Source organism: Massilia solisilvae, from assembly GCF_024753215.1.
In the GTDB taxonomy this organism is placed as follows: domain Bacteria; phylum Pseudomonadota; class Gammaproteobacteria; order Burkholderiales; family Burkholderiaceae_D; genus Telluria; species Telluria solisilvae.
In genome coordinates this window covers 789,635-814,275 of the sequence record NZ_JANUGV010000001.1, presented here as the reverse complement: position 1 = coordinate 814,275, position 24,641 = coordinate 789,635, and the positions used below count along the sequence as shown (strand labels likewise).

Here is a 24,641-nt window from a genome sequence, read left to right as displayed (position 1 = left end):
TCATGCGCCGACTCCGCATCCTGACCTGGCACACGCACGGCAGCTACCTGTACTACCTGTCGCAGGCGTCGCACGAGTTCTACGTGTTGTCCAAGCCCGGCCGCCCGCCCGGCTACGGCGGCCGCTGCGGCAGCATTGCCTGGGGCGACAACCTGCACGACCTGCCGGCGGACCAGGCGCGCCACCATGCGTTCGACTGCATCGTGTTCCAGGACGACCCGCAATGGGAAAAGGACCAGTACGAGCTGCTCACGCCCGCACAGCGCGCGCTGCCCCGCATCTACCTCGAACACGACCCGCCGCGCGAACATCCCACCGACACGCGCCACCCGGTGGATGATCCCAACGTGCTGCTGGTGCACGTCACGCCCTTCAACGCGCTGATGTGGGACAGCGGGCGCACGCCCACCCGCGTAATCGAGCACGGCGTGGTGATCCCGCCGCAGGTGCGCTACCAGGGCGAGCTGGAACGCGGCCTGGTCATCACCAACCACCTCGCGCGGCGCGGCCGGCGCTTGGGCGCCGACCTGTTCGTGCAGGCGCGCGCGCAGGTGCCGCTCGACCTGGTTGGCATGGGCGCAGACGAACTGGGCGGGCTGGGCGAGATCGCGCACGCGAACCTGCCCTCCTTTGCCGCGCGCTACCGCTTCCTGTTCAGCCCGATCCGCTACACCAGCATGGGCCTGGCGGTGATCGAGGCCATGATGGCGGGCGTGCCGGTGGTCGCGCTGGCAACCACCGAAATGGCAACGGTCATCGAGAACGGCGTCTCGGGCTATGCCGACACTGACCCCGCCGCCCTGGTGGGCCACATGCGCGACCTGCTGGAAAGCCCACAGCTTGCGCGCCAGCTTGGCGAAGGCGCACGCAAGCGCGCACTGGAACGCTTCCACATCCAGCGCTTTTGCGACGACTGGAACGCGGCGCTGCGTTACGTGACCGGCGCGGGCGCCGGCTAGCCACGGAGGCCGCATGAAACTCACCGAAGCGCATGCCGTCGGTGGCGTACGCGGCGCCGAGCTGCGCCGCATCGCGCTGGTCAGCGACCACGCCTCGCCGCTGGCCTCGCCCGGCAGCATCGACTGCGGCGGCCAGAACGTGTATGTGGCGCACCTCGCGCGCGAACTGGCGCTGGCCGGCTACCTGGTGGACATCTTTACCCGGCGCGACGCGATCGCGCAAAAGCAACTGGTGCAGCTGCGCGAAAACGTGCGCGTGGTGCACGTGCCCGCCGGGCCGGCGCATTACGTGCCCAAAGAGCAGATGCTGCCCTACATCCAGACCTTTTCGCGCTTCGTTACCCGCTTCGCGCGCCGCCAGGGCGCCATGTACGACATTGTCCACGCCAACTTCTTCATGTCCGGCATGGTCGCGCACCATCTCAAGCAGGTGCTGGGCATCCCGTTCGTCATCACCTTTCACGCGCTGGGCCAGGTGCGCCGCCTCGCGCAAGGCGCGGCCGACGCGTTCCCGCCCGCGCGCGTGCGCATCGAAAGCATGCTGATGCGCCACGCCGACCGCATCATCGCCGAATGCGCGCAAGACCGGCTGGACATGGAGCAGCTGTACGGCGCCTCGCCATCGCGCATCACGGTCGCACCTTGCGGCTTCGACCCTGAAGAGCTGTGGCCGGTGCCGCTGCAGGAGGCGCGCCAGCGCCTTGGTCTGCCGCAAGACAAATTCCTCGTCCTGCAGCTCGGCCGCATGGTGCCGCGCAAGGGCGTGGACACCGTCATCCAGGGCGTGGCCATGCTGCGCGCGCGCTACGGCGTCGATGCCGAACTGCTGGTCGTGGGCGGCGACATCGACCGCCCGCACGGCAGCGACAGCCTTGAAATGGCGCGCCTGCGCGCCCTTGCAGCGCAACTTGGCATCGGCGACTACGTGCGCTTCATCGGACAAAAGCCGCGCGGCGAGCTGCGTTACTACTACGGCGCCGCCAACGCCTTCGTCACCTCACCCTGGTACGAGCCGTTCGGCATCACCCCGGTCGAGGCGATGGCGTGCGCACGGCCGGTCATCGGGTCGGAAGTGGGCGGCATCAAGAGCACGGTGGTCGATGGCGTGACCGGCTTCCTGATTCCCTCGCGCGACCCGCAAGCGGTGGCCGACCGGCTGGCGGCCCTGCAGCAACACCCCGAACTGGCGTGCGACATGGGCGAAGCCGGCCTGCGCCGCGCCTACCAGCACTACACCTGGCGCATCGTCGCCCAACAGGCGGCGGCGGTCTATGCGGCCGTCGTGCAGGAACACCGCGCCAGCCAACCCCAACCACAGGAGCGCGCATGACATCGATGCAAACGCAACAGCAGCAGCCTTCCCTGCAGGGCCAGACCGTCCTCATCACCGGTGCCGGCAGCGGCCTGGGCCTGGCGCTGGCCTCCATGCTCGCCGAGGCGGGCGCCGACATCGTCGCCACCGACATCGCCGCGCACAAGCTGGAAGAAACCTGCGCCCGGGTCAGGCAACACGGTACGCGGGTCCACCCGATCGCATTCGACGTGTCCGAGCCCGTTGCGGTGCGTCGTGCGATTGACGAAACGCTCGACACCATGGGGCGGCTCGATGTGCTCGTCAACAACGCCGGCACCGACATCACCGTGCCCATCCACGAGCTGGGCGAGCAGGACTGGCTGCGCGTAATCGGCACCAACCTCAGCGGCCCCTTCCTGCTGTCCAAGCATGCCGCGGCCCACATGCGCGGCGCCGGCGGCGGGCACATCGTCAACGTCGCCTCCACCGCCGCCAAGCGCGCCTGGCCAAACGCGGCGGCCTACCACGCCAGCAAATGGGGCTTGCTTGGCCTGTCGCACGCGCTGCATGCGGAGCTGCGCCCCCAGAACATCCGTGTCACGGCCGTCATCGCGGGTGGCATGCGCACGCCTTTTTTGCTCGACCGCTTCCCCGACCTCGACCCGGCCGTGCTGCAGGACCCGGCCAACGTCGCCGCCGCGATCCGCTCGGTGCTGTTGCTGCCGCCATCGACCGTGGTGGCGGAGCTAACCGTGTTGCCAATGCAGGAAACCTCATGGCCATAAAAGCGATCTTCCTCGACAAGGACGGCACCCTGGTCGAGAACGTGCCGTACAACGTGGAGCCGCGCCAGATCATGCTGGCCAATGGCGCCGGGCCGGCGCTGCGACTGCTGTCGCGGCTGGACTACCGGTTCTATGTGGTCAGCAACCAGGACGGGATCGCTCACGGCCGCTTCGAGGAAGTGGCCATGGAGCGCGTGCGCGACCGCCTCACCGACCTGCTGTTTCGCGAAAATCTGTCACTCGACGGCTTTTACTTCTGCCCGCACCATCCCGATGGCAAGGTGCCGGGGTACGCCGTCTTGTGCAGCTGCCGCAAGCCGATGCCCGGCATGCTGCTCAAGGCAGCGCAGGAGCACGATATCGACCTGGCGTCGTCGTGGATGGTCGGCGACATCCTGCACGACATCGAAGCCGGCAACCGCGCCGGCTGCCGCACGCTGCTTATCGACAACGGCAACGAAACCGAGTGGCGGCTCGGCCCCGGCCGCATTCCAACGCGCATGGCACCCGACCTGTACACCGCCGCCGTGCTGATCGCCAGCCATAGCGAAACGCGATGAGCGCCGATTGGGACAACGCGCGCCGCATCCTGTGCATCCGCCTCGACTCGTTGGGCGACGTGCTCATGTGCACGCCCGCAATGCGCGCCCTGCGCGAGCGGCGGCGCAGCCGTTCCGTCACCCTGCTGACCTCGCCCACGGCGGCACCGGCGGCCCCCTTCATCCCCGAGCTGGACGGCGTCATCACCTACGAAGCGCCGTGGATGAAAAGCAGCCAGGCGCACGATCCGCAAGCGGACCTGGACTTCGCGGCCACGCTGGCCGAACAGAACTTCGAGGCGGCCGTCATCTTCAACTCGTACAGCCAGAGCCCGCTGCCGGCGGCACTGCTGTGCTACCTCGCGCGCATCCCCTTGCGGCTGGCCTACTGCCACGAGAATGCCTACCAGCTGCTGACCCACTGGCTGCCGGACCCCGAGCCGGACAAGGTGATCCGTCACGAAGTGCGGCGCCAGCTCGACCTGGTGGCCCACGTGCGCTGCAAGCCCAGCTCCACGCGCATGTCGTTCGCCGTTCGCGAGACAGACATCGACAGCGTGCGCGCGCACCTGGACCGGCTCGGCGTTGACCGCGAACGACGCTGGATCCTTCTGCACCCCGGCGCCAGCGCCGCATCGCGCCGCTATCCACCGGCACAATGGGCGCAAGCAATCCGCGATCTGGACGAACGGCTCAAGCTGCCGATGGTGCTGACCGGCGCAGTGGGCGAGCAAGCGCTGGTGGACGAGATACGCGAACAATGCGGGGTGCCTGTCCATTCGCTTGCCGGGCTGCTGAACCTCGGGGAACTGGGCGCCGCGCTCAAGCTCGCCACCGTAGTCGTTTGCAACAACACCGGCCCGGCCCACATTGCCGCAGCCGTCGGCACCCCGCTGGTGGACCTGTACGCAATGACCAATCCCCAGCACACGCCCTGGCAGGTGCGCAACCGCCTGCTCTACCACGACGTGCCGTGCCGCTTCTGCATGAAGAGCGTCTGCCCACAAGGGCACAACGAGTGTCTCTCGAAGATTGCACCAACGCAGGTTGTTGAAGCGGTCTGCAGTCTGCTGGAGCCCTAGGCCCGGTTGACCCACGAACGGCTACGCGATCGCTCCTTGGCCACGCGCAAGCGAACCCTTATGACAAAAACCCAAGAAACCTTCGTCTCTGGTATAATTGCTGCCCAGTCGTCGGGGCGTAGCGCAGCCTGGTAGCGTACCTGCATGGGGTGCAGGTGGTCGGAGGTTCGAATCCTCTCGCCCCGACCAATAAAATCAAGGACTTACGGCGAGCGCTGTAAGTATCAACAGCACTGTATATTGGATGATCATCTAATATTCGCTTGCTAGTCTTACCAGCAGATGTCGCCTCGCGCGGCATTTTTTTACTGCTGAGGGGAACTGCATGAGCAAGCTGGTGTTTCTGTCACACATCCACGAAGAGAAGGATCTGGCGCTGCTTCTTAAAGTGGCGCTCGAGGACGAATTCGGCGGTTTCGTGGACGTATTCCAATCCTCTGATGGCGTAAGCATCCCAGCCGGGGCAAATTTCCTGAAACGGGTCGAAAACGGGCTAGCTGACTGTGTCGCCGCCATTTACCTCATCAGCCCTCAGTCGGTGAAGCGGAACTGGATCAACTTCGAGCTTGGCGCTGTTTGGATCCGGAGTGTTCTGAGCACACGGGCGGGTGATGGGGAAATTCCGGCCTTGCCCATCTGCCACTCGGGGAGCACTCCAGGCAGCCTGCCTGCTCCGCTGAACAACCTCAACGGGATTCTCGCTACAGAAGCATCGCAACTCGAAGCAGCATTTCGCAGCATTCAGAGTGCTGTAGGCGGAAAGGGGCGACTCAAAACAGACTTCGATGTGCTGGCACACAAAGCCTTGCAATTTCAGGAGAGCTATACCATCGGTGCCAACTTGGCGAGACTATTTCACATCCTGCATGGGACGCGAGAGGACATGAAGACGCTCATTCAAACTTGTGAGAGTATCCCGTCCGGTCCGAACGTGCCCATAGATATCGGCTGGCGCGAGAATGATGAAATCCTGCAGCTAGAGGCACTTGAGTCCAACGAGCTCAAGGGGCATATCCGCGTAGACGTCAGCAAGGGTGGTGTGAATTTCGCCCAGAACAGGGCGTCAGTCGGCGCTAAGGTAAAAATCGAAATCTCCCGCGGCCTATTAATAAAGCACAAGGCCGAACTCCTGCGTTAGTCCGGCGCGCCCCGCTCTGCCAGCGAGCCGGTACCGAACTTCCATTTCCGCATCCAAATCGCAGATCGTCGCAGTCCAGCGCGCTGTGCGCCTAATCGCGCCCGGGGTCAGGCCCGGCAAAGTGACACACTCGAACTAGCGCGCATCTGTCGGACCTGCCCCACAGGCGCGGTTGGCTAGAGAAGTCGGGAACAGAGGACGGAAATTGTGCCGGCGAAGCTCGTGGCCGCGATTCAGGCCGGCGCGCGACTAGGGGTGTGCTTGTGGCGATCAATTCGTACGCGCACAGCGTGCCGGACTTCCACAATCTGCGCTTTCCTCGCTTATGGCTAGCAGGTTGCCCCCGCGATGCTCTTCCCGCGGCGTAGATCAATTCCAAAGTGGCAAGTGTATGGCGACGTGTGCTGCTCCTTGTCATACGAACAGTCAACGTCCCCTCGTTGCCTTTGCCGCATTCCCAGAGTGGTTCCGCAAGCGAGCTTCAAATCCGGGCCGATGGACTCGAAAATCTGCTTCGCTAGTTCACCAGTCACCGCAACCGACAAACGCTGATCAGACGCTGTTGGCGGCTGCGCCTCATCCAGGTCGTTCGAGTAAATGAGGTAGTGGAAAGTGGACGACGTATAGGTACCGTCCCAAGCCTTTTTCGAGCTCGCAACGGCGAGCGAAAACACAGCTAATGTTGCGACAACCACTAAGGCGCGGTATGGCTTCATGTCATCTCAAAACTGAACGTGAAAGTGATTGTCATGACCGGCGAGCGGCGCAGTGCCTGGGATTCTTCTGTCATTAAAGAAGACAACAAGCGGATACGCAGCGCAGGTCCGAAAGAGTTGAATCAGGACTTCGGTCGCGTCCAGGTCGTAATCATGGCTGAGGTAGGAAACCGGAAGCTGCAGGCCATCTTTACGCAACGGGCGGACATCGACCTCCAGCCCTTTCCGGTGCGATTTATGGCCAAAATCTCCGCCGTCCGCAATACTGATGTTACCGACCCCAAACTTCCGTTTGTCGATAAGCGCCCATTCGCGCTCTACCATGAACAGCAGCGTTATCATCGCCGGATGAGCATACTGGGCTTCTCCTTTGCCGGGCGTGCCATACACGTAGTAGCCGGCGTCCTCAGGAGCTTGGGGAAGCATGAAATATCCGCGTGAGTCCTTGGGTTGGACTGGGATCGCGTGCGGCATGGCTTGCTCCCGTCACAAGATCTTGTTGACAGCAAGATCCCAGCCACCGACTGTTGCACCACCCGCCCCGCCGCCAATGTTCTGTTTCATGTAACGCCACTTGACCCTCGAAAATTTCAGCGTGAACGAATCGTGCAGCCCTGATCCTGGATGAAGAGCTTGATCCATGCTGCCGATGAGGACGCTCTCCAGTTCGACCTCATAATATTTCACAGGCTTACCATCGCCATCCGCTCGCATAAACTCTAGTTTGGCCTTCGGGATTGTCTTTCCAGCGGAAGCAGTCTGCATCAGAACAGGAGACGCAAGGTCGGTTAGCTTGGTCAAGACAATGCTTTTGTGTTCACAGCGTTCTGCGGTATGGCCCCCGGCCGTGGAAGCGGTCGCGCTTTTCGGTTGCTTCACACCCCATGCAGCACTGGTGATTTCAATCCAGCCGACGTGGGCACTGTCGCTCGACTCGCCCTTTATTCCATCAATTTGCAAGTACACGTCGATTGCCATCTATTCCTCCAACATCAAAGCGTTGAGGAACGATTGTTGCCTGAGCGTCTGGAAAGGACGTTGGCAGGCGTCAAGGAACCCGAGGTAGCACATCAACAGAGAGCACCGCGTTATGTAGACCAAGCCGCACGAATTTAACTTACTGCCACGTTGCGCTCCGTTTAGCCCTCAGTGCCCCGCCGTCTTGCGCTTGCTGAACACGGCCTTCAGCTGTGCCAAGGTGCGCGTATTGAGCACGTCACGCTTCTCCAGCCACCCGCGCCTGCCCTGCCCAACGCCAAAGCGCAGGTTGTCGAAGTCGAGCACGCTGTGCGCGTCCGAATCGATCACCACCAACGCGCCCTGGTCGCGCGCCATCATGCAGTAGCTGTCGTTCAGGTCCAGCCGCTCCGGCTGCGCGTCGAGCTCCAGCACGCAGCCGCACTGCCGGGCATGGCGTATCACGCGCTCCACGTCCAGCTCCACCGGCGCACGCCCGGTCAACAAGCGCGCTGTCGGGTGGCCAAGCACGCAAACGCCGGGCTGGTCCATCGCCCGCAACACACGCGCGGTCTGCTTTTCGCGGCTCAGCTCAAATGCCGTGTGCACCGACGCGATCGCATAATCGAGCCGCGCCAGCGCCGCCTCCGGCAAGTCCAGCGCGCCGTCCTCGAGAATGTCCACCTCCACGCCCTTGAGCAGCGTGATCCCATCCAGCTCCTCGTTGAGCCGGTCGATCTCGTCCGCCTGCCGCGCCAGCGCCTCCTCGTCCACCGACCAGCCGCCGTGGCGCGCGTGGTCGGTAATGCCCAGGTAGTCCATGCCGCGCCGCTGCGCTTCCAGCGCCATCTCCCGCAAGCTGTTGCGCCCGTCGCTGGCCCTGGTGTGCGCGTGCAGGTCGCCCTTCAGGTCGGACAGCTGCACCAGATGCGGCAGCCTGCCGTCGCGCGCCGCCTCGATCTCGCCGCGGTTTTCGCGCAGCTCGGGTGGAATGAACGGCAGCCCAACCGACGCAAACACCGACTCCTCGGTATCGCCGGCAATGCGCGCTTCGCCCGCAAACACGCCATATTCGTTGATCTTCAGGTCGCGCTTCAGTGCCAGCGTGCGGATCTCGATGTTGTGCGCCTTCGAGCCCGTAAAGTAATGCAGCGCCGCCCCGAAGCTCTCCGGTTCCACCGCCCGCAGGTCCACCTGCATCCCCTGCGCAAGCTCCACGCTCGCGCGTGTCGGTCCATGTGAGATCACCCGCCCCACGCCTTCGTACTGGACGAAGTGCGCTGTCACCTGCTCCATCCGGCGCGCGGCCACGACGATGTCCACGTCCCCGACCGTCTCCTTCATCCGCCGCAGGCTGCCCGCCGCCTCGACGCGGACGACCGCCGGATGCTGCTTCAGGTAGCGCACCAAGGGTTCGAGCAGCTGCACCGCCAGCGCGATCGAATAGCGCGTGCTCTTGGACAGACGCGACTGCACCGCCTCCAGGATCCGCTGCTCCGCCTTTTCTCCCAACCCACGGATCGTGCGCAATTGCCCGTCCTCGCAGGCGCGCAGCAATTGTTCGGGCGTATGAATGCCCCGCTCCTGGTAGAGCAGCTTGACCCGCTTCGGTCCCAGTCCCGGGATCCGCAGCAGCGTGCCGATCCCTTCCGGCAGCTCGTGGCGCAGCTGTTCGCGCAGCGCGCAGGTGCCGCCGCCGTGCACGATCTCGGCGATCTTGCCGGCAAGGTCGGCGCCGATGCCGGGCAGCTCGGACAGGTCGCGCCCTTCGTTCAGCAGGTCCTCGACACTGGGCGCCAGCGTTTCCACCGTGCGCGCCGCGTTGCGATAGGCGCGAATCCGGAACGGATTGCCCTCTTCCAGCTCAAGCAGGTCGGCGATTTCACCGAACACCGACGCGATATCGGCATTGTGGATATGCATGACTCCTCCTCGCGCGCGCACCTCCCCGCGCGGAAATGGTCAAACCGGGAAAGCTCCCGCCGGGATGCGCCTTGATCAGGAGATTGGAATGGGCAACTCGCAATTTGACCACGTGTCCGTCGCCAAGAAAGCCAACATCTACTTCGACGGCAAGTGCATCTCGCACAACCTGGTCTTTCCCGACCAGACCAGGAAGACCCTCGGCGTGATCATGCCGGGCACCCTGACCTTCGGCACCGACGCCCCCGAGGTGATGGAGATCGTCCAGGGCAAGTGCCGGGCGCGCATCGGGCCGGACGGCGAATGGAAGACCTACGGGGGCGGCCAGCAGTTCCGGGTGCCGGGCCAGTCCAGCTTCGAGATCGAGGTGAGCGAGCCTGTCCATTACGTGTGCCACTTCTCGAACCAGTGAACGCCGGAGCGTGCGTCAACCTCCCGAGCTGCGCACCCGCCGCACCGGGGCCTCCACACTGTGCTCGCTGATCAGGCGGTCAAGCGCCGCCCGGTCCACCGTTTCGTGTTCCAGCAACGTGTGGGCAAGCACGTCCAGCAGCTCGCGCTTTTCCAGCAAGGTCTGGCGCACCCGTTCGTGCGCTTCGGACAGCAAGGTCGCGATCTCCTGGTCGATGCCCTGCGCGGTACGCTCGCTGTACGGCAGCCGTTCGCCCAGCGCGCCAGGGTACAGGGGTGATGGGTTCGGCTGCTCGAAAGTGGCGATGCCCAAGCGCTGGCTCATCCCGTATTGCGTGACCATGTGGCGCGCCATGTCGGTTGCCATCTGCAAGTCGTTCTGCGCGCCGGTGGACATGTCACCGAACACGATTTCCTCCGCCACCCTGCCGCCCAGGAACACGTCGAGCCGGTCCAGCAGCTCGCTCTTCTTCAGCAGGTAGCGGTCTTCGGTGGGCAGTTGCTGCGTGTAGCCGAGCGCGGCCACCCCGCGTGGAATGATCGAAATCTTCGCGACGCGGTCGGCATTGCGCCGGTACTCCGCGGTCAGCGCGTGGCCCGCCTCGTGGTAGGCCACGGTCTCCTTCTCCATCGGGTTCATCACGCGGCTCTTCTTCTCCAGCCCGGCGATCACACGGTCGGCGGCCTCGTCGAAGTCGTGCATGTCCACCGCCTGCTTGCCGCGCCGCGCCGCCAGCAGCGCCGCCTCGTTGACCAGGTTGGCCAGGTCGGCCCCGGCCAGTCCCGCGGTGCGCGCCGCAATCTCTTCCAGGTCCACGTCGTGCGCCACGGTCACGCTGCGGGTGTGCACGGCCAGGATCTTCTGGCGCCCCTTCAGGTCCGGACGGTCCAGCGTGATGTGGCGGTCGAAGCGGCCGGGCCGCAGCAGCGCCGGGTCCAGGATCTCGGGCCGGTTGGTCGCGGCCAGGATGATCACCCCCTTGTTGGTGTCGAAGCCATCCATCTCCACCAGCAGCTGGTTCAGGGTCTGCTCCTGCTCGTTGTAGCCGCTCACCGTGCCACCCACGCCCCGCGCCCGGCCCAGCGCGTCGAGCTCGTCGATAAAGATGATGCATGGCGCGCTCTTTTCCGCCTGCGTGAACATGTCGCGCACGCGCGCCGCTCCCACGCCCACGAACATCTCGACGAACTCCGAGCCGCTGATCGAAAAGAACGGCACCCCGGCCTCGCCCGCCAGCGCCTTGGCCAGCAAGGTCTTGCCGGTGCCAGGCGCGCCGACGATCAGCACACCCTTGGGAATCTTGCCGCCCAGCCGGCGGTAGCGCTGCGGGTTCTTGAGAAACTCGACGATCTCGATCAGCTCTTCCTTGGCCTCGTCGATGCCGGCCACATCGTTGAAAGTGACGCCAGTCTTGCTCTGCACATACACGCGCGCCTTGCTTTTGCCAATGTCAAACAGGCCGCCCGCCATCATGCCGCCGCGTTTGGCCACGCTGCCCCACAGCCAGAACAGCAGCAGCACCGGGAACACCCACGCCAGCAAGGTACTCAGCCACTCGCTCTTGACCTGGCCCACATAACGCACCTTCTGCGCCTCCAGGTCCGACACCAGGTCGGGGTCGGTCACCCGCACGGTGCTGAACGGGCAGCCGCCGTCGGGCGAGCACTTGATGGTCTCGGCCTTGTCCTTGGGCAGGAATGCCTCGAGCCCGCCCGGCTTGAGCGAGCCGGTGATGGTGGTATCCGAAATCTGCACCTCGTTGACCTTGCCGGCGGCCAGCAACTGCTTGAAGTCGCTGTAGGCAATCGGCGCCGTGGACATCAGCCCCGCCACGCTCTGGAACAGCACGAAGATCACCAGACCCAGCAGCCAATACCACAGGGCCGGACGCATCGGGTTCTGGGTTTCCTTGTCCTCGCTCACGCTGCCCCCGCCACCGGCTTGTGCACCAGCACCGCCACTTTGCTTTCCTGCAGCACCTTGAGCGTCTCGCTGCCCAGCATGCGCGCACGGTCGCCCTTCCAGCCGTGCGAGGCCAGGTAGATCAGGTCGCAGCCCAGGTCGTCGGCCGCGTGCACGATGGCCTGCCACGGCTCGGGCGCATGGACCTTGATGACGGTGGAGGCGACATGGGCGCCGCTGGCGGTGGCGGTGATGTCGGCCAGGTATTCGTCCGCCAGCTTGTCGAACAGGGCCTGGCGGCGCTGGGCGAGGTGGGGCGCGTGCGCGACCCAGGTGTCCAGCTGTGCGCCCGCGGCCAGCGACACCACATGGATGCCGACCACTTCCGCCCCGCAGTCTTTGGCGAACTGCACGCCGCCCCGCACCGCCTCGCGGGACAGCGCCGACCCGTCGGTCGGCAGCAGGATGCGTTTGTACATGATTCACCCCTCGACGCACGCCGGCGCCTGCCCCCACTGTCGGTCAGGCGTCGGCTGCGTGCTTGAGGCAAATCAAAGTGGCGACAACGCGGCCGGACTATTTCCAGTCGCCGCGCAGGTCCAGCACTTGCTGGTACAGGTTCTCCGGCGTGGCCTCGTCCGGCGGCACCGGCCGGCCCACCGCCAGCGCCAGCCGCGAACGCGGGCCGCGTGCAAACGAGCGCTCGAACACGTTGCCGCGGTCGCGCGTGAACAGGCTGCCCCACAGCCCGCGCAGCGCCATCGGGATCACCGGCACCTTGCTGCGTCCAACGATCTTGGCGATGCCGCCCTTGAACTCGTTCATCTCGCCGGTCGAGGTCAGCTTGCCCTCCGGGAAAATGCAGACCAGCTCGCCTTCGTGCAGCGCTTTGGCCACATCGACGAACGCCTTTTCCATCAGCCACGGGTCTTCCTTGGCGGGCGCGATCGGGATCGCCTTGGCGGTGCGGAAGATCCAGCCCAGCACGGGCGTGGCGAAGATGCGGTGGTCCATCACGAAGCGGATCGGGCGCGGGCTGGCCGCCACGATTACAACCGCGTCCACGTAGCTCACATGGTTACACACCAGCACTGCCGGCCCCTCTTCGGGGATGCGCTCGGCGTCCACCGTTTTCACGCGGTGAATCGTGTGGATCAGCATCCACGCCAGGAAGCGCAGCAGGAACTCGGGAACCAGCGAGAAGATGTACACCGCCACCACCGCGTTGAGCAGGGCCGTGACCAGGAACATTTCGGGAATCGTGAAGCCATGGCCGAGCAGCACGATGGCCACGCCCGCCGCCGCCACCATGAACAGCGCATTCAAAATATTGGTGCCGGCGATGGTGCGCGCCATGTGCTTGGGGTCGCAGCGCGACTGGATCAGCGCAAACAGCGGCACGATGAAGAAGCCGCCGAACATGCCCAGCAGCAGCAGGTCGGCCAGGATGCGCACCACGCCCGGCTGGGCCAGCAGGCCGAGCATGTCCACCGCCTGCGTGTTGGTGTAGTGCTGGCTGGCGAAATACAGGTCGATGCCGAACACCGACAGGCCGATGGAGCCGAACGGCACCAGGCCGATCTCGACCTTGCGCCCGGACAGCTTTTCGCACAACAGCGAGCCGGTACCCACGCCCAGGGAGAAGACGGTCAGCAGCAGCACGAACACGCTGTGGTCGCCGTGCAGGTAGTCCTTGGCGTACACCGGAAACTGCGACAGCACCAGCGCGCCGTAGAACCAGAACCACGAGTTGCCCAGCATCGACAGGAACACCGTGCGGTTCTTGCTCGAGAACGCCAGGTTGCGCCAGCTCTCCGCGAGGAAATTTGCGTTCACCTTCAGTTGCGGCTCCGGCGCCGGTGAACGTGGGATGCCCCACGACGCAACCAGCCCCAGCACCGCGGTCAGCACCGTACCGGCCGCCACCATGGCAATGCCATGCGGCTGCGCCACCAGCACCGCGCCCATGATCTCGCCGATCAAGATACCGACGAAGGTACCCATCTCGATCACGCCGTTGCCGCCGACCAGTTCATCCTGCTTCAGGTGCTGCGGCAGGTAGGCGTACTTCACCGGCCCAAACAGCGTCGAGTGCACGCCCATGCCGACCACTGCGGACACCAGCAGCCACAGGTTGTGGCTCATCCAGCCTAGTCCCGCGACCAGCATGATGCCCAGCTCGAGGAACTTGACCGAGCGCGCCAGCTTGCCCTTCTCCACCTTGTCCGCCACCTGGCCGGAAGTGCCCGACAGCAGCACGAACGGCAGGATGAACAGGCCCGGGATCAGGTTGTTCAGCAGCGAAGGGGAAAGACTGGTCCAGCTGGCCGCATCGTAAGTCAGGATCACGATCAGCGCGGTCTTGAACAGGTTGTCGTTGAACGCCCCGAGGAACTGGGTCCAGAAAAACGGGGCGAAGCGCCGCTGCTTCAACAGGGTGAACTGGTTCGGTTTGCTCATGCGTCGGCTCGCGAAAAGTGGATGGGCCGTAATCTACAGCACTCGGCGGAGGCAAACAACAATGTTTCCTAGTGTTATTTTTGTGTAGCCGATACTAATACGCCGCGTTGTGCCGCGCGATACCCGAACTGGGTGTTTTGCAAGGAACTGGCTCTGGCGCAATATGCGCGCGACATATGATCTGAATCGAATCGGCAAGGCGGCAAGGCGTGCCGGCGCTCGCTGAAACTCCCTACAGCGGCTTTTTCGCTGTTCTTGTTGTCGCGAGTGCCCAAGCAGCAACTCCAGCGCAAACTGTGGAGGTCAACAACGCGATGAGCGGGACGTAAATCATCAACTTCACACGCCCTGCTCGTTCCGACTCATTCCACTGGGCTAACGATGAACACGCTGTCTTGATTGCTTCGATATCCGTTGCTCCGGCAAGAGCCGAATTGAAATGTTCATAGGCGTGGGGCAGCTGCGCCAAGCTCATGAGATAGACGGTGAGCAGCTGAAGCAGCGTCGCTGCGGCAGAGAGAATGCACCCCGCAAGGATGATCCAAAAAAATTTACGGTAGGCCATGTTCCTATATCAACCGTTCATTGTCATCGAACCCGGTCCGCCCCAAGCCGATCGTGGTCGTCCGTCAACGCTCAGTGTACGGTCAATGTTGCTCTGGTTGCAAGTTGAAGACCAGTCAAGGCTTGCGCCTCCGGTAGACAGGGCCGACGGCCAGCACCACCACCGCCATGCGCGTGACGTGGAATGCCGTCACGACCGGCACACCGAGGTTGAGCACCCGGGCCGTCAGCGCCATCTCGGCGATGCCGCCGGGTGACGTGGCGAGCACAGCGGTGCCCCAGTGCAGGCCGGCGAACTGCGCCAGCGCGAGGGCAAAGCCGGCGGCCAGCAGCAGCGCAACGCCGGTGCAGGCGGCCACGCTTGCCAAAAAACGCGGCGCCGTGTGCACGAAAGCCGGGGTGAAACGCGTGCCGAGCGACACGCCAATGAACAGCTGCCCGGTGCGGATCGCCCATTCGGGCAGGCGCGACAAATGGATACCCGCGGCCGTGAGCGCAAGCGCCACCACGAGCGGGCCGATGACCCAGGCGTTGGGCAGGTCGCGCCGGGTGAGCAGCAGCGCCCCCGCAGCGGTGGCCAGCGCCAGCACGGCCAGGCCCGGATAGTGCACTTCGCTGGCGGCCGGCACGAACTCCGGCAGCCCGGCGCTGGCGTGCAGCGCGCGCACGATGAACGGGATGGTGCCGACCACCATCATGATGCGCAGGCTGTGCGCGGCAGCCACCCGCTCGACCAGCGCGCCGTGGCGCTCGCCCTGCACCGCCATCTCCGACGCGCCGCCGACGGCCATCGCAAAAAATGCCGTCGCATGGTCGGTACCGGAAACGCGCCGCAGCAGCCACGCGCCCGCCACCCCGAGCGCCAGCGCAAACAGCACCGCCAGCGCGATCCACGGCGCGTAGCGCGCCAGCACCGCCAGCACCGGCGCGCTGAAGTACAGGCCGAGCGCGGTGCCGATCGCCCACTGCCCGGCCTGGCGCACCTGCACCGGGGCCGCGAGCGACGCGCCCAGCATGCAGGCAGCGGCGGTCGAGAACAGCGGCCCGATCAGCCACGGCAGCGGCGTGTCCAGCCACACGCAGGCCAGCGCCGCCGGCACCGCGACCAGCAGCGCCAGGCCAAAGGAACGCAGCATGGGTCGCGTCAAAAGGCCCAGAGCTTCTCGGCCGGCATCTGCAGCCAGTAGCTGCCGCCATCCAGCCGGCGCGACGAATATGCGCGCAGCTTGGCGTCACCGCGCCCGAACAAGCACTCCCAGCGGTCACCCAGGTACATGCAGGTGATCAGCTCCATCTGCAGCGCGTTGTCGGCCGCCGTGTCGCTGACGCGCACTTCCTCCAGCCGCACCAGCGCGGTCACGTCGCTGCCCACGTTGGCGCCGCGTGCGGTACCGTCCAGCTGTGCACCTTCCACCAGCAGGCGCACGCGGTTGCCGTCGCGCCGCAACACCTTGCCAGGCAGGCGGTTGTTACTGCCCATGAACTCGGCGGTGAACAGCGTGTCCGGGGTCTCGTACATCTGCTGCGGCGTGCCCTGCTGCTCGATCTTGCCGTTGTTGAGCAGGAGGATGCGGTCCGAGATCGCCATCGCCTCGGCCTGGTCGTGCGTGACCATCAGGGCCGACAGGCCGAGCCGCACGATCAGCTCGCGCAGGAAGGCGCGCGCCTCTTCGCGCAACTTGGCGTCCAGGTTCGACAGCGGCTCGTCGAGCAGGATCACCGGCGGGTTGTACACCAACGCGCGCGCAATCGCCACGCGCTGCTGCTGGCCGCCGGACAGCTGGTGCGGAAAGCGCGCGCCCAGGTGCCCCAGGCCCAGCTGGGCCAGCACCAGGTTCACCTTCGGCTCGATCTCGCGCGCAGGCATCTTGCGCAGCTTCAGGCCATATGCCACGTTGTCGAACACGGTTTTGTGCGGCCACAGCGCGTACGACTGGAACACCAGGCCCAGGTTGCGCTCCTCGGCGGGCAGCTCAAGCTTGCGATCGCCGTCGAACACGCGGCGCTCGCCGATGTCGATGGTGCCGGCGCGCGGACTTTCCAGGCCGGCCACCGCGCGCAGCAGCGTGGTCTTGCCGCTGCCCGAAGGCCCCAGCAGCGCCACCACCTCGCCGCGTTGCAGGTGCATCGACACGCCTTTGAGGATCTGGTTGGTGCTGGCGCCGCTGCCGTAGTCGAGGTGCAGGTCGTTGACGGATAAAACGTTCATGTGTTGTCTCGTAGATGAATTAGTCGTGCAGCTTGACGCCAAAGCGCAGCGCGATGCCAAGGCCGATGGCCACCAGGGTGATGTTGATGAACGAGAGCGCGGCCACCAGGTCGGTCGAGCCGCCGGCCCACAGCGATACCAGCATCGCGCCAATCACTTCGGTGCCGGGCGAGAGCAGGTACACGCCGGTCGAGTATTCGCGTTCGAAGATCAGGAACACCATCAACCAGCCGCCCAGCATGCCGTACTTGATGAGCGGGAGCGTGATGTCGCGGGTGACGCGGCCACGGCGGGCGCCGACCGCGCGCGCGGCCTCTTCCAGCTCCGGCCCCACCTGCAGCAAGGCGGTGGACACCATGCGCATGCCGTAGGCCAGCCACACAACCGAATACGCCAGCCACAGGGCGAAGATGGTCGAGCGCAGTTCACGCAGCGCCGGGATCAGGTGCTCTGACAGCCACAAGGCCGCGCCGTTGTCCATCCCCTTGAGCAGGCCGTCCAGCCAGCTCGGCACGAACAGGAACACCCACAGGAACGACAGGCCGGCGAGCAGGCCCGGCACCGCGCGCGGCACCAGCACGCTGTAGTCCAGCAGGCGCGTGATGCCGTCCTGCTTGCGGTGCATGGCCAGCGCGATCGCGCTGTAGCAGGCCACCGCCAGGCCGCCGCCCACGACACCGATCAGCACCGTGTTCAGGATGCCGCGCATGAGCGAAGGCTGCTCCATGATGTCGCGGAAGTGCTGCAGCGTGAGCACGTCGGCCAGCTTCACGCCTTCGCCCCAGTACTGCACAAAGCTGCGCAGCACGATGCCGGAGATCGGCACCACGATCGTGAACAGCAGCCACGCGCCCAGCAGCGCGAACGCCACCCACTTCCAGCGGCCCAGCGGCAGCGGCTTCTGGCGCGCGCCCTTGCCCTTGATGGCGACGTACTTGTTGGCCGACTTGAGCAGCCAGCGCTGCAGCATCACCAGCGGCATCGTCACCATCACCAGGCACACCGCAACGGCTGCCATCAGGTGGTACGACGGGGTGCCCAGCTTGTTGGTGAGCTTGTACAGGTAGGTGGCCAGCACCAGGTGCCCTTCCGGGTCGCCCAGCACCAGCACCAGGCCGAACACCTCGAAGCCGAGGAAGAACACCAGCACGCCCGCGTAGGCCAGCGCCGGCATGATCATCGGCAGCGACACGTTGAACATCACCTGCCATGGCGAGGCGCCGGTCACGCGCGCCGCTTCCTCCACGTCCGAGCCCAGGCTCTTGAGCGCGGAGGACGCGTACAGGTACACGTGCGGCACGTGGGTCAGGCCCGCGATCACCACGATGCTGGTGAACGAGTAGATGTTCCAGGGGATGAAGCCGAGGATCTGCTTGGCCCAGGTCGAATAGAAGCCGACCGGCCCCATCGCGACCACGTAGCCAAAGCCCATCACCATCGGCGACACGAAGATCGGCACCAGCAGCAGCGGCGCGATCCAGCTGCGGCCCGGCAGGTCGGTGCGGATCATCAGGAAGGCGAGCATGCCGCCCAGCGGCACCGCGATCGCGGCCAGGCCCGCCGCAAGGATCATCCCGTTGCGGAACGCGACCCGGAAGTCGGGGTCGTCGAAAATGAAGCGGTACGCGTCCAGGCCCAGCTCCTTGTCGGGCATGAAGAACGGCGCCGACAGGAAGCTCTGGTAGAAAATCAGGAACAGCGGAACGAAGATGGCCAGGCACGTCAGGGCGACAACCATCCCGCGCGGCCAGTTAAGGCGGCGCGACAAAGACAAGGTAGACATGGAACGATCCGGTGAGGGGTTGATGCTGCCAGCAGAGAACCCGTCGTTCCGGCGAAGGCCGGAACCCATGCTGAGCGTGAGTCGCACGCGTTCTATGGGTCCCCGCCTGTCGCGGGGACGACGTAGCTGCCTTTACTTCTTACCAGCGGTTTCCTTCCACTGCTTCAGGAAGGCCATGCGCTTGGCCGGCGCGAGGTACTGCAGCAGGCTTTCGTTGACCGGCAGCGGCTTGATGTTCTTCTCGCCGATCTCGCGAATCAGCTCGGCCGAGGTGGTCTCGCCCTTCACGTGCGCGCGGATCGCGTACAGCTTGGCGTCGTTGGCGATCACGGTCTGGCCGCGTGCCGACAGCATGTAGTCCATCCACAGCTTGGCGGCGTTGGCGTTCTTCGCGTTCTTGTTGATGAACTGGACGCGCGACAGGATCAGCGTGTAATCCTTGGGCAGCACCACGCCCAGCGACGGGTCGGTCTTGGCGCGCACCAGGGCGTACGAGCCGAGCACGTTGTAGCCGATCAGGTTCTCGCCCGACGAGATCCGCTCCAGCATGGTGCCGGTGGACGACTGCACGCGCACCTTGGCCGTGCCGAACGCGTTCTCCAGCGCCGGGAACTGGGCGAAGTCGTGCGAATCCTGGGTCATGAACATGAAGCCCACGCCCGATTTCTCGATGTCGTAGGTGGTGACCTTGTCGCGGAATTTGTCGGTGGCGATCAGTTTGGCGAAGTCGGCGTGGGTCTGCGGGACTTCGGCGCCGGTGACCAGGCGCTTGTTGTACACGATCGCGGCCGGCTCGAACGTGGTGCCGTATGCCATGTCCTTCCACACCGCCCAGCCCGGGATTTTCGGCGCTTCGACCGACTTGTAGGCCATCGCATAGCCTTCCGCGGCCAGCTTGAGCTGCAGGTCCATCGCCGACGACCACAGCACGTCGGCGGTGGCGCCGCCGGCGGCCGATTCGGAGATGAAGCGGTTGTACACCTCGGTCGAGTTCATGTCGTTGTACTCGACCACGATGCCCGGGTACAGCGCGTTGAAGTCCTTGATCAGCGGCTGCGCGGCCTTGCTGTCGGTGGCGCCGTAGATCACCAGCTTGCCCTCTTTTTTGGCGCCGTCGATGATCTTCTGGTAGGTGGCCGGGTAGCCGGCCGGGACTTGCGCGCCGGCGGCCAGCGCCACGCCCGACAGTGCGAGGGCGAGCGCAATCTTCGAAATGGATTTCATCTTGTCTCCTTGGGTTTGATTGTCCGGCTAGCGCACCAGGTTGAACTGCATCGCCTGCCGGGTGTAGTCGTTGACTGCTTTCTTGATGTACTGGGTCAGCGCGTCGCCGGTCAGCGAGAACGGATACAGCCCGGCCTCGGTGCGCAGCTGCGCGAATTCGGGCGATGCCTCCATCCGGTCGAAGGCCTCGACCCAGCGCCGGTAGTCGGCCTCCGGCACGCCAGGCGCCATCCACACGCCACGGATGATCGGCCACACCACGTCGATGCCCTGCTCGCGCGCCGTCGGCACCTGCGCCAGCGCGCCCGGCAGCCGGTGTTCGGAAAGCACCGCCAGCACCCGCACTTTGCCCGGCCCCGCGTACAGCTTGGCCTCGGACGCGTCGCCCGAGACCACCTGCACGAAACTGGCGTTCATCGCCGTGAACGCTTCGCCGCCGCCTTCCAGCGCGACAAAGCGCAGCTGCTTCGGATCGATGCCGGCGTGGCGCGCGACCATCGCCATCTTCAGCCAGTCCTGGCTGCCGATGGTGCCGGATACGCCGATCAGCACCTTCTGCGGCGCCGCGCGCAGCGCCTCCAGCAGGTCGCCCAGCGTGCGGTACGGCGAGTCGGCGCGCACCGCGATCATGCCGTAGTCGGCGCCCATCGCCGCCACCCAGCGCACGTCCGAAGGGCCTGCCTTGCCAAACTTGCCCTGCGCAAGATTGAGCAAGGAGCCGCCCGAAAACGCGACCAGGGTGTCCGGCTCCGGGCGCCGCTGCGACACCAGTGTGTGCCACGCCACCGCGCCGATCCCGCCCGGCAGGTAAGTCAGCTTGAGCTTCGGTGCGCCGGGCTTGGCCAGCAGTGCTTTTTGTGCAAGCTTGCAGGTCAGGTCCATCGCGCCACCCGGCTTGGACGGGATCACGCATTCCGGCTCGCCGGCATGCGCGATCGCGCATGCGGCCAGCAGGGCCAGGGGAATCAGGTTACGCAGTTTCATGCGAGCCATGATAGAGGTGATTGGCCTGGCGAGCGAATCAGTAGCGGTGCTGGATGCCCATGGTGATGCCGGTTTGCGACGTTCCGAAACCGGCGTCGTCGCGCGACAGGCCGACCAGCTGGCCGTTCTTGCCGCTCACGTGCGCGCCAGCCAGGTACAGGTCGGTGCGCTTGGACAGCGCGTACAGCGCGCGCGCCACGTACATGGTCGGATCGGCATCCTTGCCTGCCGCGACATTCTTGACGTTGACGTGGTAGGCCGCGCCGGTGAGGGTCCACGGGCCGGTGTAGTAGCTCACGCCGCCCCAGTAGGTGTCGGCGCGCACGTCGGGGGTTGCGGCCTTGCCCGATTCGAGCTTGTAGCCGCGCATGGCGGCGGTGTAGCGCCACGAGCTGGTCTTGTAGTCGGCGGCGATGTGGAAGGCCGAGGTCTGGTCGCGGTTGCCGGTGGCGGCGACCGTATTGCCGTTGATGCGCTCGTAGGAACCCATCACCGCGAAGCCCTTGTTGGCCCACGACACGGCGCCGGCGTATTTGCGGCCGTCATTCGGTGCGCCCGGCTGCTCGCCCAGGCCCACGGTCGCGCCGTACGACAGCGCGCCGGTGCTGCCCGAGTACTTGATGAGGTTGTCGAACGCGGTCGTCATGCCGTACTTCGAGGGGCCGGTGGCCGAAGCGGAAGTGGCCCACGAGTAGTTCGGCGCAAAGCCCATCGGGTCGAACTTGATGACAAAGTCATACACGGTGGTGAACGAGCGGCCCAGCACCAGGCGGCCGGCCTTGCCGTCCAGGCCCACGTAAGCCTGGCGCTTGAACAGCGCGCCGTCCTGCGCGCCGGTGTCGAGCAAAATGCCGCCTTCCAGGCCGAACACGGCTTTCAGGCCGCCACCCAGGTCCTCGGCACCGCGAAAGCCCCAGCGCGAGGTGTTTTTACCACCCGAGATCACGCGCGTCATGCTGCCACCTTTGGCGTCCGCATTGGTGAGGTATTCGACGCCGGCGTCGATCAGGCCGTAGGTCTGGACGCTGGTCTGGGCCTGCGCGTGGCCGGCGATGGAAAGGGCCGCAAAAACGGCGAGCGAAAGCAGCTTGCGCTTCATCGATGTCTCCTGATTGTGGTTATGGTTTTGTTACAGCGCTGTGAACTATATGGGCCGCTTCCTTTCAATCAGCTTTCAGCGGCCAAAGTGCAACGCCCCCTGTTCGCGCCGCCCGCTTTCCCCTTACACTGGCCTCCATGCGTATCCTCCTCGTCGAAGACCACCTCGAACTGTCGCACTGGCTGTCCAAGGCCCTGCGCGACGCCAACCTCACCGTCGAATGCGCGCACACCGGCGCCGATGCCGACGCCCTGCTGCACACGCAGGACTACGCGCTGGTCATCCTCGACCTGACGCTGCCGCGCATGGACGGCCTGGACGTGCTGCGCCGCCTGCGCGCGCGCGGCGGCGCGCGCGGCAGCACGCCGGTGCTGATCCTGACCGCGCGCGGCGGGCTGGAGGAACGGGTGCAGGGGCTGAACCTGGGCGCCGACGATTACCTGGCCAAGCCGTTCGAGCTGGCCGAGCTGGAAGCGCGCGTCAAGGCGCTGCTGCGGCGCAGCCAGGGCGGCGTGGCGGCGCCCGTCCAGCGTTGCGGCCAGCTCGCGTTCGACACCGTCTCGCGCATGTTCGAATACTGCGGCGAGCCGCTCTCGCTCACGCCGCGCGAGCACGCGGTGCTGGAGGCGCTGATCTCGCGCCCGGGCCGCGCACTGTCCAAGGAAAAGCTGTTCGACGAAGTATTCGCGCTCGACGACGACGCCAACCTGGACGCGATCGAGCTGTACATCCACCGGGTGCGCAAGAAGCTCGATCGCCGGCCCGAGGGGGGCGCGGCGATCGCCACGCTGCGCGGCATCGGCTACCTGCTGCAGGCGCGCGAGCCGCAATGAAACGCATCGCGCTCGGCCTGGGCCGCCGCATCCGCGCCGCGCCGCTGGGCAGCCTGCGCAACCAGCTGCTGCGCTGGCTGCTGGCGCCGCTGGTGCTGCTGGTCGCGCTCAACACCTTCTCGCTGTACCGCGACGCGATGGACGCGGCCGACATGGCCTACGACCGCTCGCTGCTGGCGTCCACCCGGGCGCTGGCCGAGCGGGTGGCCATGCGCGACGGCCAGGTGGTGGCGGACGTGCCCTACGTGGCGCTGGACAGCTTCGAGACCGATACCCTCGGGCGCATCTACTACCGGGTCGGCGGCCTGAAAGGCGAAACCGTGTCCGGCTACGACGACCTGCCGCGCGTGCCGGCCGACGTGCCACGCTCGGAACTGTACCCGGCGCTGGTGCGCTTCTACCACGCCACCTACAACGGCGAGCCGGTGCGCATCGCCGCGCTGCTGCAGCCGGTGTTCGACGATTCGATGCGCGGCATTGCGCTGATCCAGGTCGGCGAAACGCTGGACGCGCGCTACGCGCTGTCGCGCCGCATTTTGATGGGCACCCTGCTGCGCCAGGCCATTTTAGTGCTGGCCGTGGCCACGCTGGTGTGGGTGGCGGTGCGGCTGGTGCTGCGCCCGCTGATGCAGCTGAAGGACGAATTCGAGACGCGCCCGCTGTCGGACCTGTCCAACGTGGACCAGGCGCTGGTGCACAAGGAGGTGCGCCCGCTGGTGGCCACGCTCAACGGCACCATGGCGCGCATGCAGCACCTGATCGCCAGCCAGCGCCGCTTCATCGCCGACGCCTCGCACCAGCTGCGCACCCCGCTCACCGTGCTCAAGACCCAGGCCGAGCTGGCCCTGCGCGAGAACGACCCGGAAGCCATGCGCGCCATCGTGCGCTCGATCGCCGGCACCACCGACTCGGCGGTCCACCTGGCCAACCGCCTGCTGACGCTGGCGCGCGTGGAGCACGGCGGCCAGGGCGACATGGCCGAGGTGAACCTGCCGGCGGTAGTGCGCCAGGTGGGCCTGGACCTGGCGCTGCCGGCGGTGCAGAAGAACATCGACCTGGCGCTGGACGCGCCCGAGACGCTGGCCGTGCGCGGCCAGGCCATGATGCTGCACGAACTGGTGAGCAACCTGGTGGACAACGCGCTGCGCTACACGCCGCCCGGCGGCAGCGTGCAACTGGCTGTGCGGCAAGCTGCGCACGGCGTGATACTGGAAGTGCAGGATTCCGGGCCGGGAATTGCGCCAGCGGAACGCGACAAGGTATTCATGCCGTTCTACCGCGCCGCCGCCACCATGGAGGCGAACCCGTCCGGCACGGGTCTCGGGCTGTCGATCGTGCGCGACATCGCGTCGCTGCACGGGGCCGAGGTATCGTTATCCGATGCCGCAAGTGGCGCCGGACTGAAGGTCACGGTGCTGTTTGCGCCGGTCGCGACCAGCGTTCTGTCATGATGGAAAACCGCCATTGAGGCGTCGCAAGCGACACCCGTCGCGGCACTTGTTGTGCGGTGCAGCGTGCGTAAAATGCGCGGATGACTTCGCCGAACCTTCCCTTCCTCCTGAACGGCGCCGCGCCCGACGCGCTGTTCGACCAGCTCGAGTGCGAGCTGGTCGCGCTCACCACCGCCCCGCTCGACGAGGACGAGCTCCCGCCCACGCAGGTGGTGGATGAATTCGCAACCGAGTTCCTGCTGGACCTGGTCCGGCCCAAGCCGCCGAGATGATGGCCCGTGTCCGTCATCCCGGCGAATGCCGCGACCCATACTGAGTTGGAAGCAC

At 65.6% G+C, this 24,641-nt stretch carries 23 protein-coding genes and 1 tRNA gene; 11 read left to right on the top strand and 13 right to left on the bottom strand.

All coding sequences use genetic code 11. The annotated features are described in order from the left end of the window. The first annotated feature begins 2 nt into the window (after positions 1–2). The 7 genes from NX773_RS03575 to NX773_RS03545 all read left to right on the top strand — a co-directional run bounded on the left by NX773_RS03575 (position 3) and on the right by NX773_RS03545 (position 5,797). On the top strand, positions 3–959 hold the full coding sequence (locus NX773_RS03575) for a glycosyltransferase family 4 protein (RefSeq protein WP_258854995.1): 957 nt from the start codon (positions 3–5) through the stop codon (positions 957–959). Positions 960–1,020: 61 nt separating this feature from the next. Further along, positions 1,021–2,289, top strand: coding sequence for a glycosyltransferase (locus NX773_RS03570; RefSeq protein WP_441295325.1), 1,269 nt, complete (start codon positions 1,021–1,023; stop codon positions 2,287–2,289). After that, entirely contained in the window at positions 2,286–3,038 is a 753-nt protein-coding gene (locus NX773_RS03565) for an SDR family oxidoreductase (protein WP_258854993.1), read from the top strand. Before NX773_RS03570 ends, NX773_RS03565 begins: the two co-directional genes overlap by 4 nt. Further along, positions 3,029–3,598, top strand: coding sequence for a D-glycero-alpha-D-manno-heptose-1,7-bisphosphate 7-phosphatase (locus tag NX773_RS03560; protein ID WP_258854992.1), 570 nt, complete (start codon positions 3,029–3,031; stop codon positions 3,596–3,598). The genes NX773_RS03565 and NX773_RS03560 overlap by 10 nt, the downstream gene beginning before the upstream one ends. Next, the gene (locus NX773_RS03555) at positions 3,595–4,659 is read left to right on the top strand and encodes a glycosyltransferase family 9 protein (protein ID WP_258854991.1); all 1,065 of its coding nucleotides are present in this window, start codon (positions 3,595–3,597) and stop codon (positions 4,657–4,659) included. Before NX773_RS03560 ends, NX773_RS03555 begins: the two co-directional genes overlap by 4 nt. 112 nt (positions 4,660–4,771) lie before the next feature. After that, positions 4,772–4,848: transfer RNA gene (locus NX773_RS03550), tRNA-Pro, on the top strand. A 136-nt stretch (positions 4,849–4,984) separates the two neighbouring features. Beyond that, on the top strand, positions 4,985–5,797 hold the full coding sequence (locus NX773_RS03545; RefSeq protein WP_258854990.1) for a toll/interleukin-1 receptor domain-containing protein: 813 nt from the start codon (positions 4,985–4,987) through the stop codon (positions 5,795–5,797). Between the two features lie 722 nt (positions 5,798–6,519). Here NX773_RS03545 and NX773_RS03540 read toward each other — a convergent pair. From NX773_RS03540 to polX, 3 genes are all read right to left on the bottom strand, one after another. Continuing rightward, positions 6,520–6,987 (bottom strand): penicillin-insensitive murein endopeptidase, encoded by a 468-nt coding sequence (locus NX773_RS03540; protein ID WP_258854989.1) that lies wholly within the window; start codon positions 6,985–6,987, stop codon positions 6,520–6,522. A 12-nt stretch (positions 6,988–6,999) separates the two neighbouring features. Further along, positions 7,000–7,491 carry an Hcp family type VI secretion system effector gene (locus NX773_RS03535; protein ID WP_258854988.1) on the bottom strand — a complete coding sequence of 164 codons (492 nt, stop codon included), beginning with the start codon at positions 7,489–7,491 and terminating at the stop codon, positions 7,000–7,002. A gap of 168 nt (positions 7,492–7,659) precedes the next feature. Continuing rightward, positions 7,660–9,393: a DNA polymerase/3'-5' exonuclease PolX gene (gene polX, locus NX773_RS03530; RefSeq protein WP_258854987.1), complete on the bottom strand. Its 1,734-nt coding sequence runs from the start codon at positions 9,391–9,393 to the stop codon at positions 7,660–7,662. Between the two features lie 88 nt (positions 9,394–9,481). Between polX and ppnP the strand changes: the two genes are divergently transcribed. Beyond that, entirely contained in the window at positions 9,482–9,805 is a 324-nt protein-coding gene (gene ppnP / locus NX773_RS03525) for a pyrimidine/purine nucleoside phosphorylase (RefSeq protein ID WP_258854986.1), read from the top strand. 15 nt (positions 9,806–9,820) lie between these two features. On the opposite strand, the gene ftsH is transcribed toward ppnP, so the two are convergent. The 10 genes from ftsH to NX773_RS03475 form a co-directional block, all read right to left on the bottom strand. Then, entirely contained in the window at positions 9,821–11,698 is a 1,878-nt protein-coding gene (gene ftsH / locus NX773_RS03520) for an ATP-dependent zinc metalloprotease FtsH (RefSeq protein ID WP_258855837.1), read from the bottom strand. Between the two features lie 26 nt (positions 11,699–11,724). After that, positions 11,725–12,186: a universal stress protein gene (locus tag NX773_RS03515; RefSeq protein ID WP_258854985.1), complete on the bottom strand. Its 462-nt coding sequence runs from the start codon at positions 12,184–12,186 to the stop codon at positions 11,725–11,727. Positions 12,187–12,283: 97 nt separating this feature from the next. Next, on the bottom strand, positions 12,284–14,167 hold the full coding sequence (locus tag NX773_RS03510; protein WP_258854984.1) for an MFS transporter: 1,884 nt from the start codon (positions 14,165–14,167) through the stop codon (positions 12,284–12,286). A gap of 232 nt (positions 14,168–14,399) precedes the next feature. After that, complete coding sequence (locus NX773_RS03505; protein WP_258854983.1) at positions 14,400–14,732, bottom strand: hypothetical protein; 333 nt, start codon at positions 14,730–14,732, stop codon at positions 14,400–14,402. Positions 14,733–14,847: 115 nt separating this feature from the next. Then, positions 14,848–15,867, bottom strand: coding sequence for an AbrB family transcriptional regulator (locus NX773_RS03500; protein WP_258854982.1), 1,020 nt, complete (start codon positions 15,865–15,867; stop codon positions 14,848–14,850). Between the two features lie 8 nt (positions 15,868–15,875). Then, on the bottom strand, positions 15,876–16,940 hold the full coding sequence (locus NX773_RS03495; protein WP_258854981.1) for an ABC transporter ATP-binding protein: 1,065 nt from the start codon (positions 16,938–16,940) through the stop codon (positions 15,876–15,878). Positions 16,941–16,959: 19 nt separating this feature from the next. Beyond that, positions 16,960–18,723, bottom strand: a complete 1,764-nt coding sequence (locus NX773_RS03490; protein WP_258854980.1) for an ABC transporter permease — start codon at positions 18,721–18,723, stop codon at positions 16,960–16,962. Positions 18,724–18,855: 132 nt separating this feature from the next. Then, positions 18,856–19,947 (bottom strand): ABC transporter substrate-binding protein, encoded by a 1,092-nt coding sequence (locus NX773_RS03485; RefSeq protein ID WP_258854979.1) that lies wholly within the window; start codon positions 19,945–19,947, stop codon positions 18,856–18,858. Between the two features lie 27 nt (positions 19,948–19,974). After that, the gene (locus tag NX773_RS03480) at positions 19,975–20,940 is read right to left on the bottom strand and encodes a tripartite tricarboxylate transporter substrate binding protein (RefSeq protein WP_370662211.1); all 966 of its coding nucleotides are present in this window, start codon (positions 20,938–20,940) and stop codon (positions 19,975–19,977) included. 28 nt (positions 20,941–20,968) lie between these two features. Further along, positions 20,969–22,030: a porin gene (locus NX773_RS03475; protein WP_258854977.1), complete on the bottom strand. Its 1,062-nt coding sequence runs from the start codon at positions 22,028–22,030 to the stop codon at positions 20,969–20,971. Positions 22,031–22,167: 137 nt separating this feature from the next. Between NX773_RS03475 and NX773_RS03470 the strand changes: the two genes are divergently transcribed. The 3 genes from NX773_RS03470 to NX773_RS03460 all read left to right on the top strand — a co-directional run bounded on the left by NX773_RS03470 (position 22,168) and on the right by NX773_RS03460 (position 24,586). After that, positions 22,168–22,863: a response regulator gene (locus NX773_RS03470; RefSeq protein ID WP_258854976.1), complete on the top strand. Its 696-nt coding sequence runs from the start codon at positions 22,168–22,170 to the stop codon at positions 22,861–22,863. Continuing rightward, a complete protein-coding gene (locus tag NX773_RS03465) occupies positions 22,860–24,314 on the top strand; it encodes a sensor histidine kinase (RefSeq protein WP_258854975.1) in 1,455 nt (484 codons plus the stop codon). Before NX773_RS03470 ends, NX773_RS03465 begins: the two co-directional genes overlap by 4 nt. Before the next feature lie 80 nt (positions 24,315–24,394). Further along, positions 24,395–24,586, top strand: coding sequence for a hypothetical protein (locus tag NX773_RS03460; protein ID WP_258854974.1), 192 nt, complete (start codon positions 24,395–24,397; stop codon positions 24,584–24,586). The last annotated feature ends 55 nt before the right edge of the window (positions 24,587–24,641 follow it).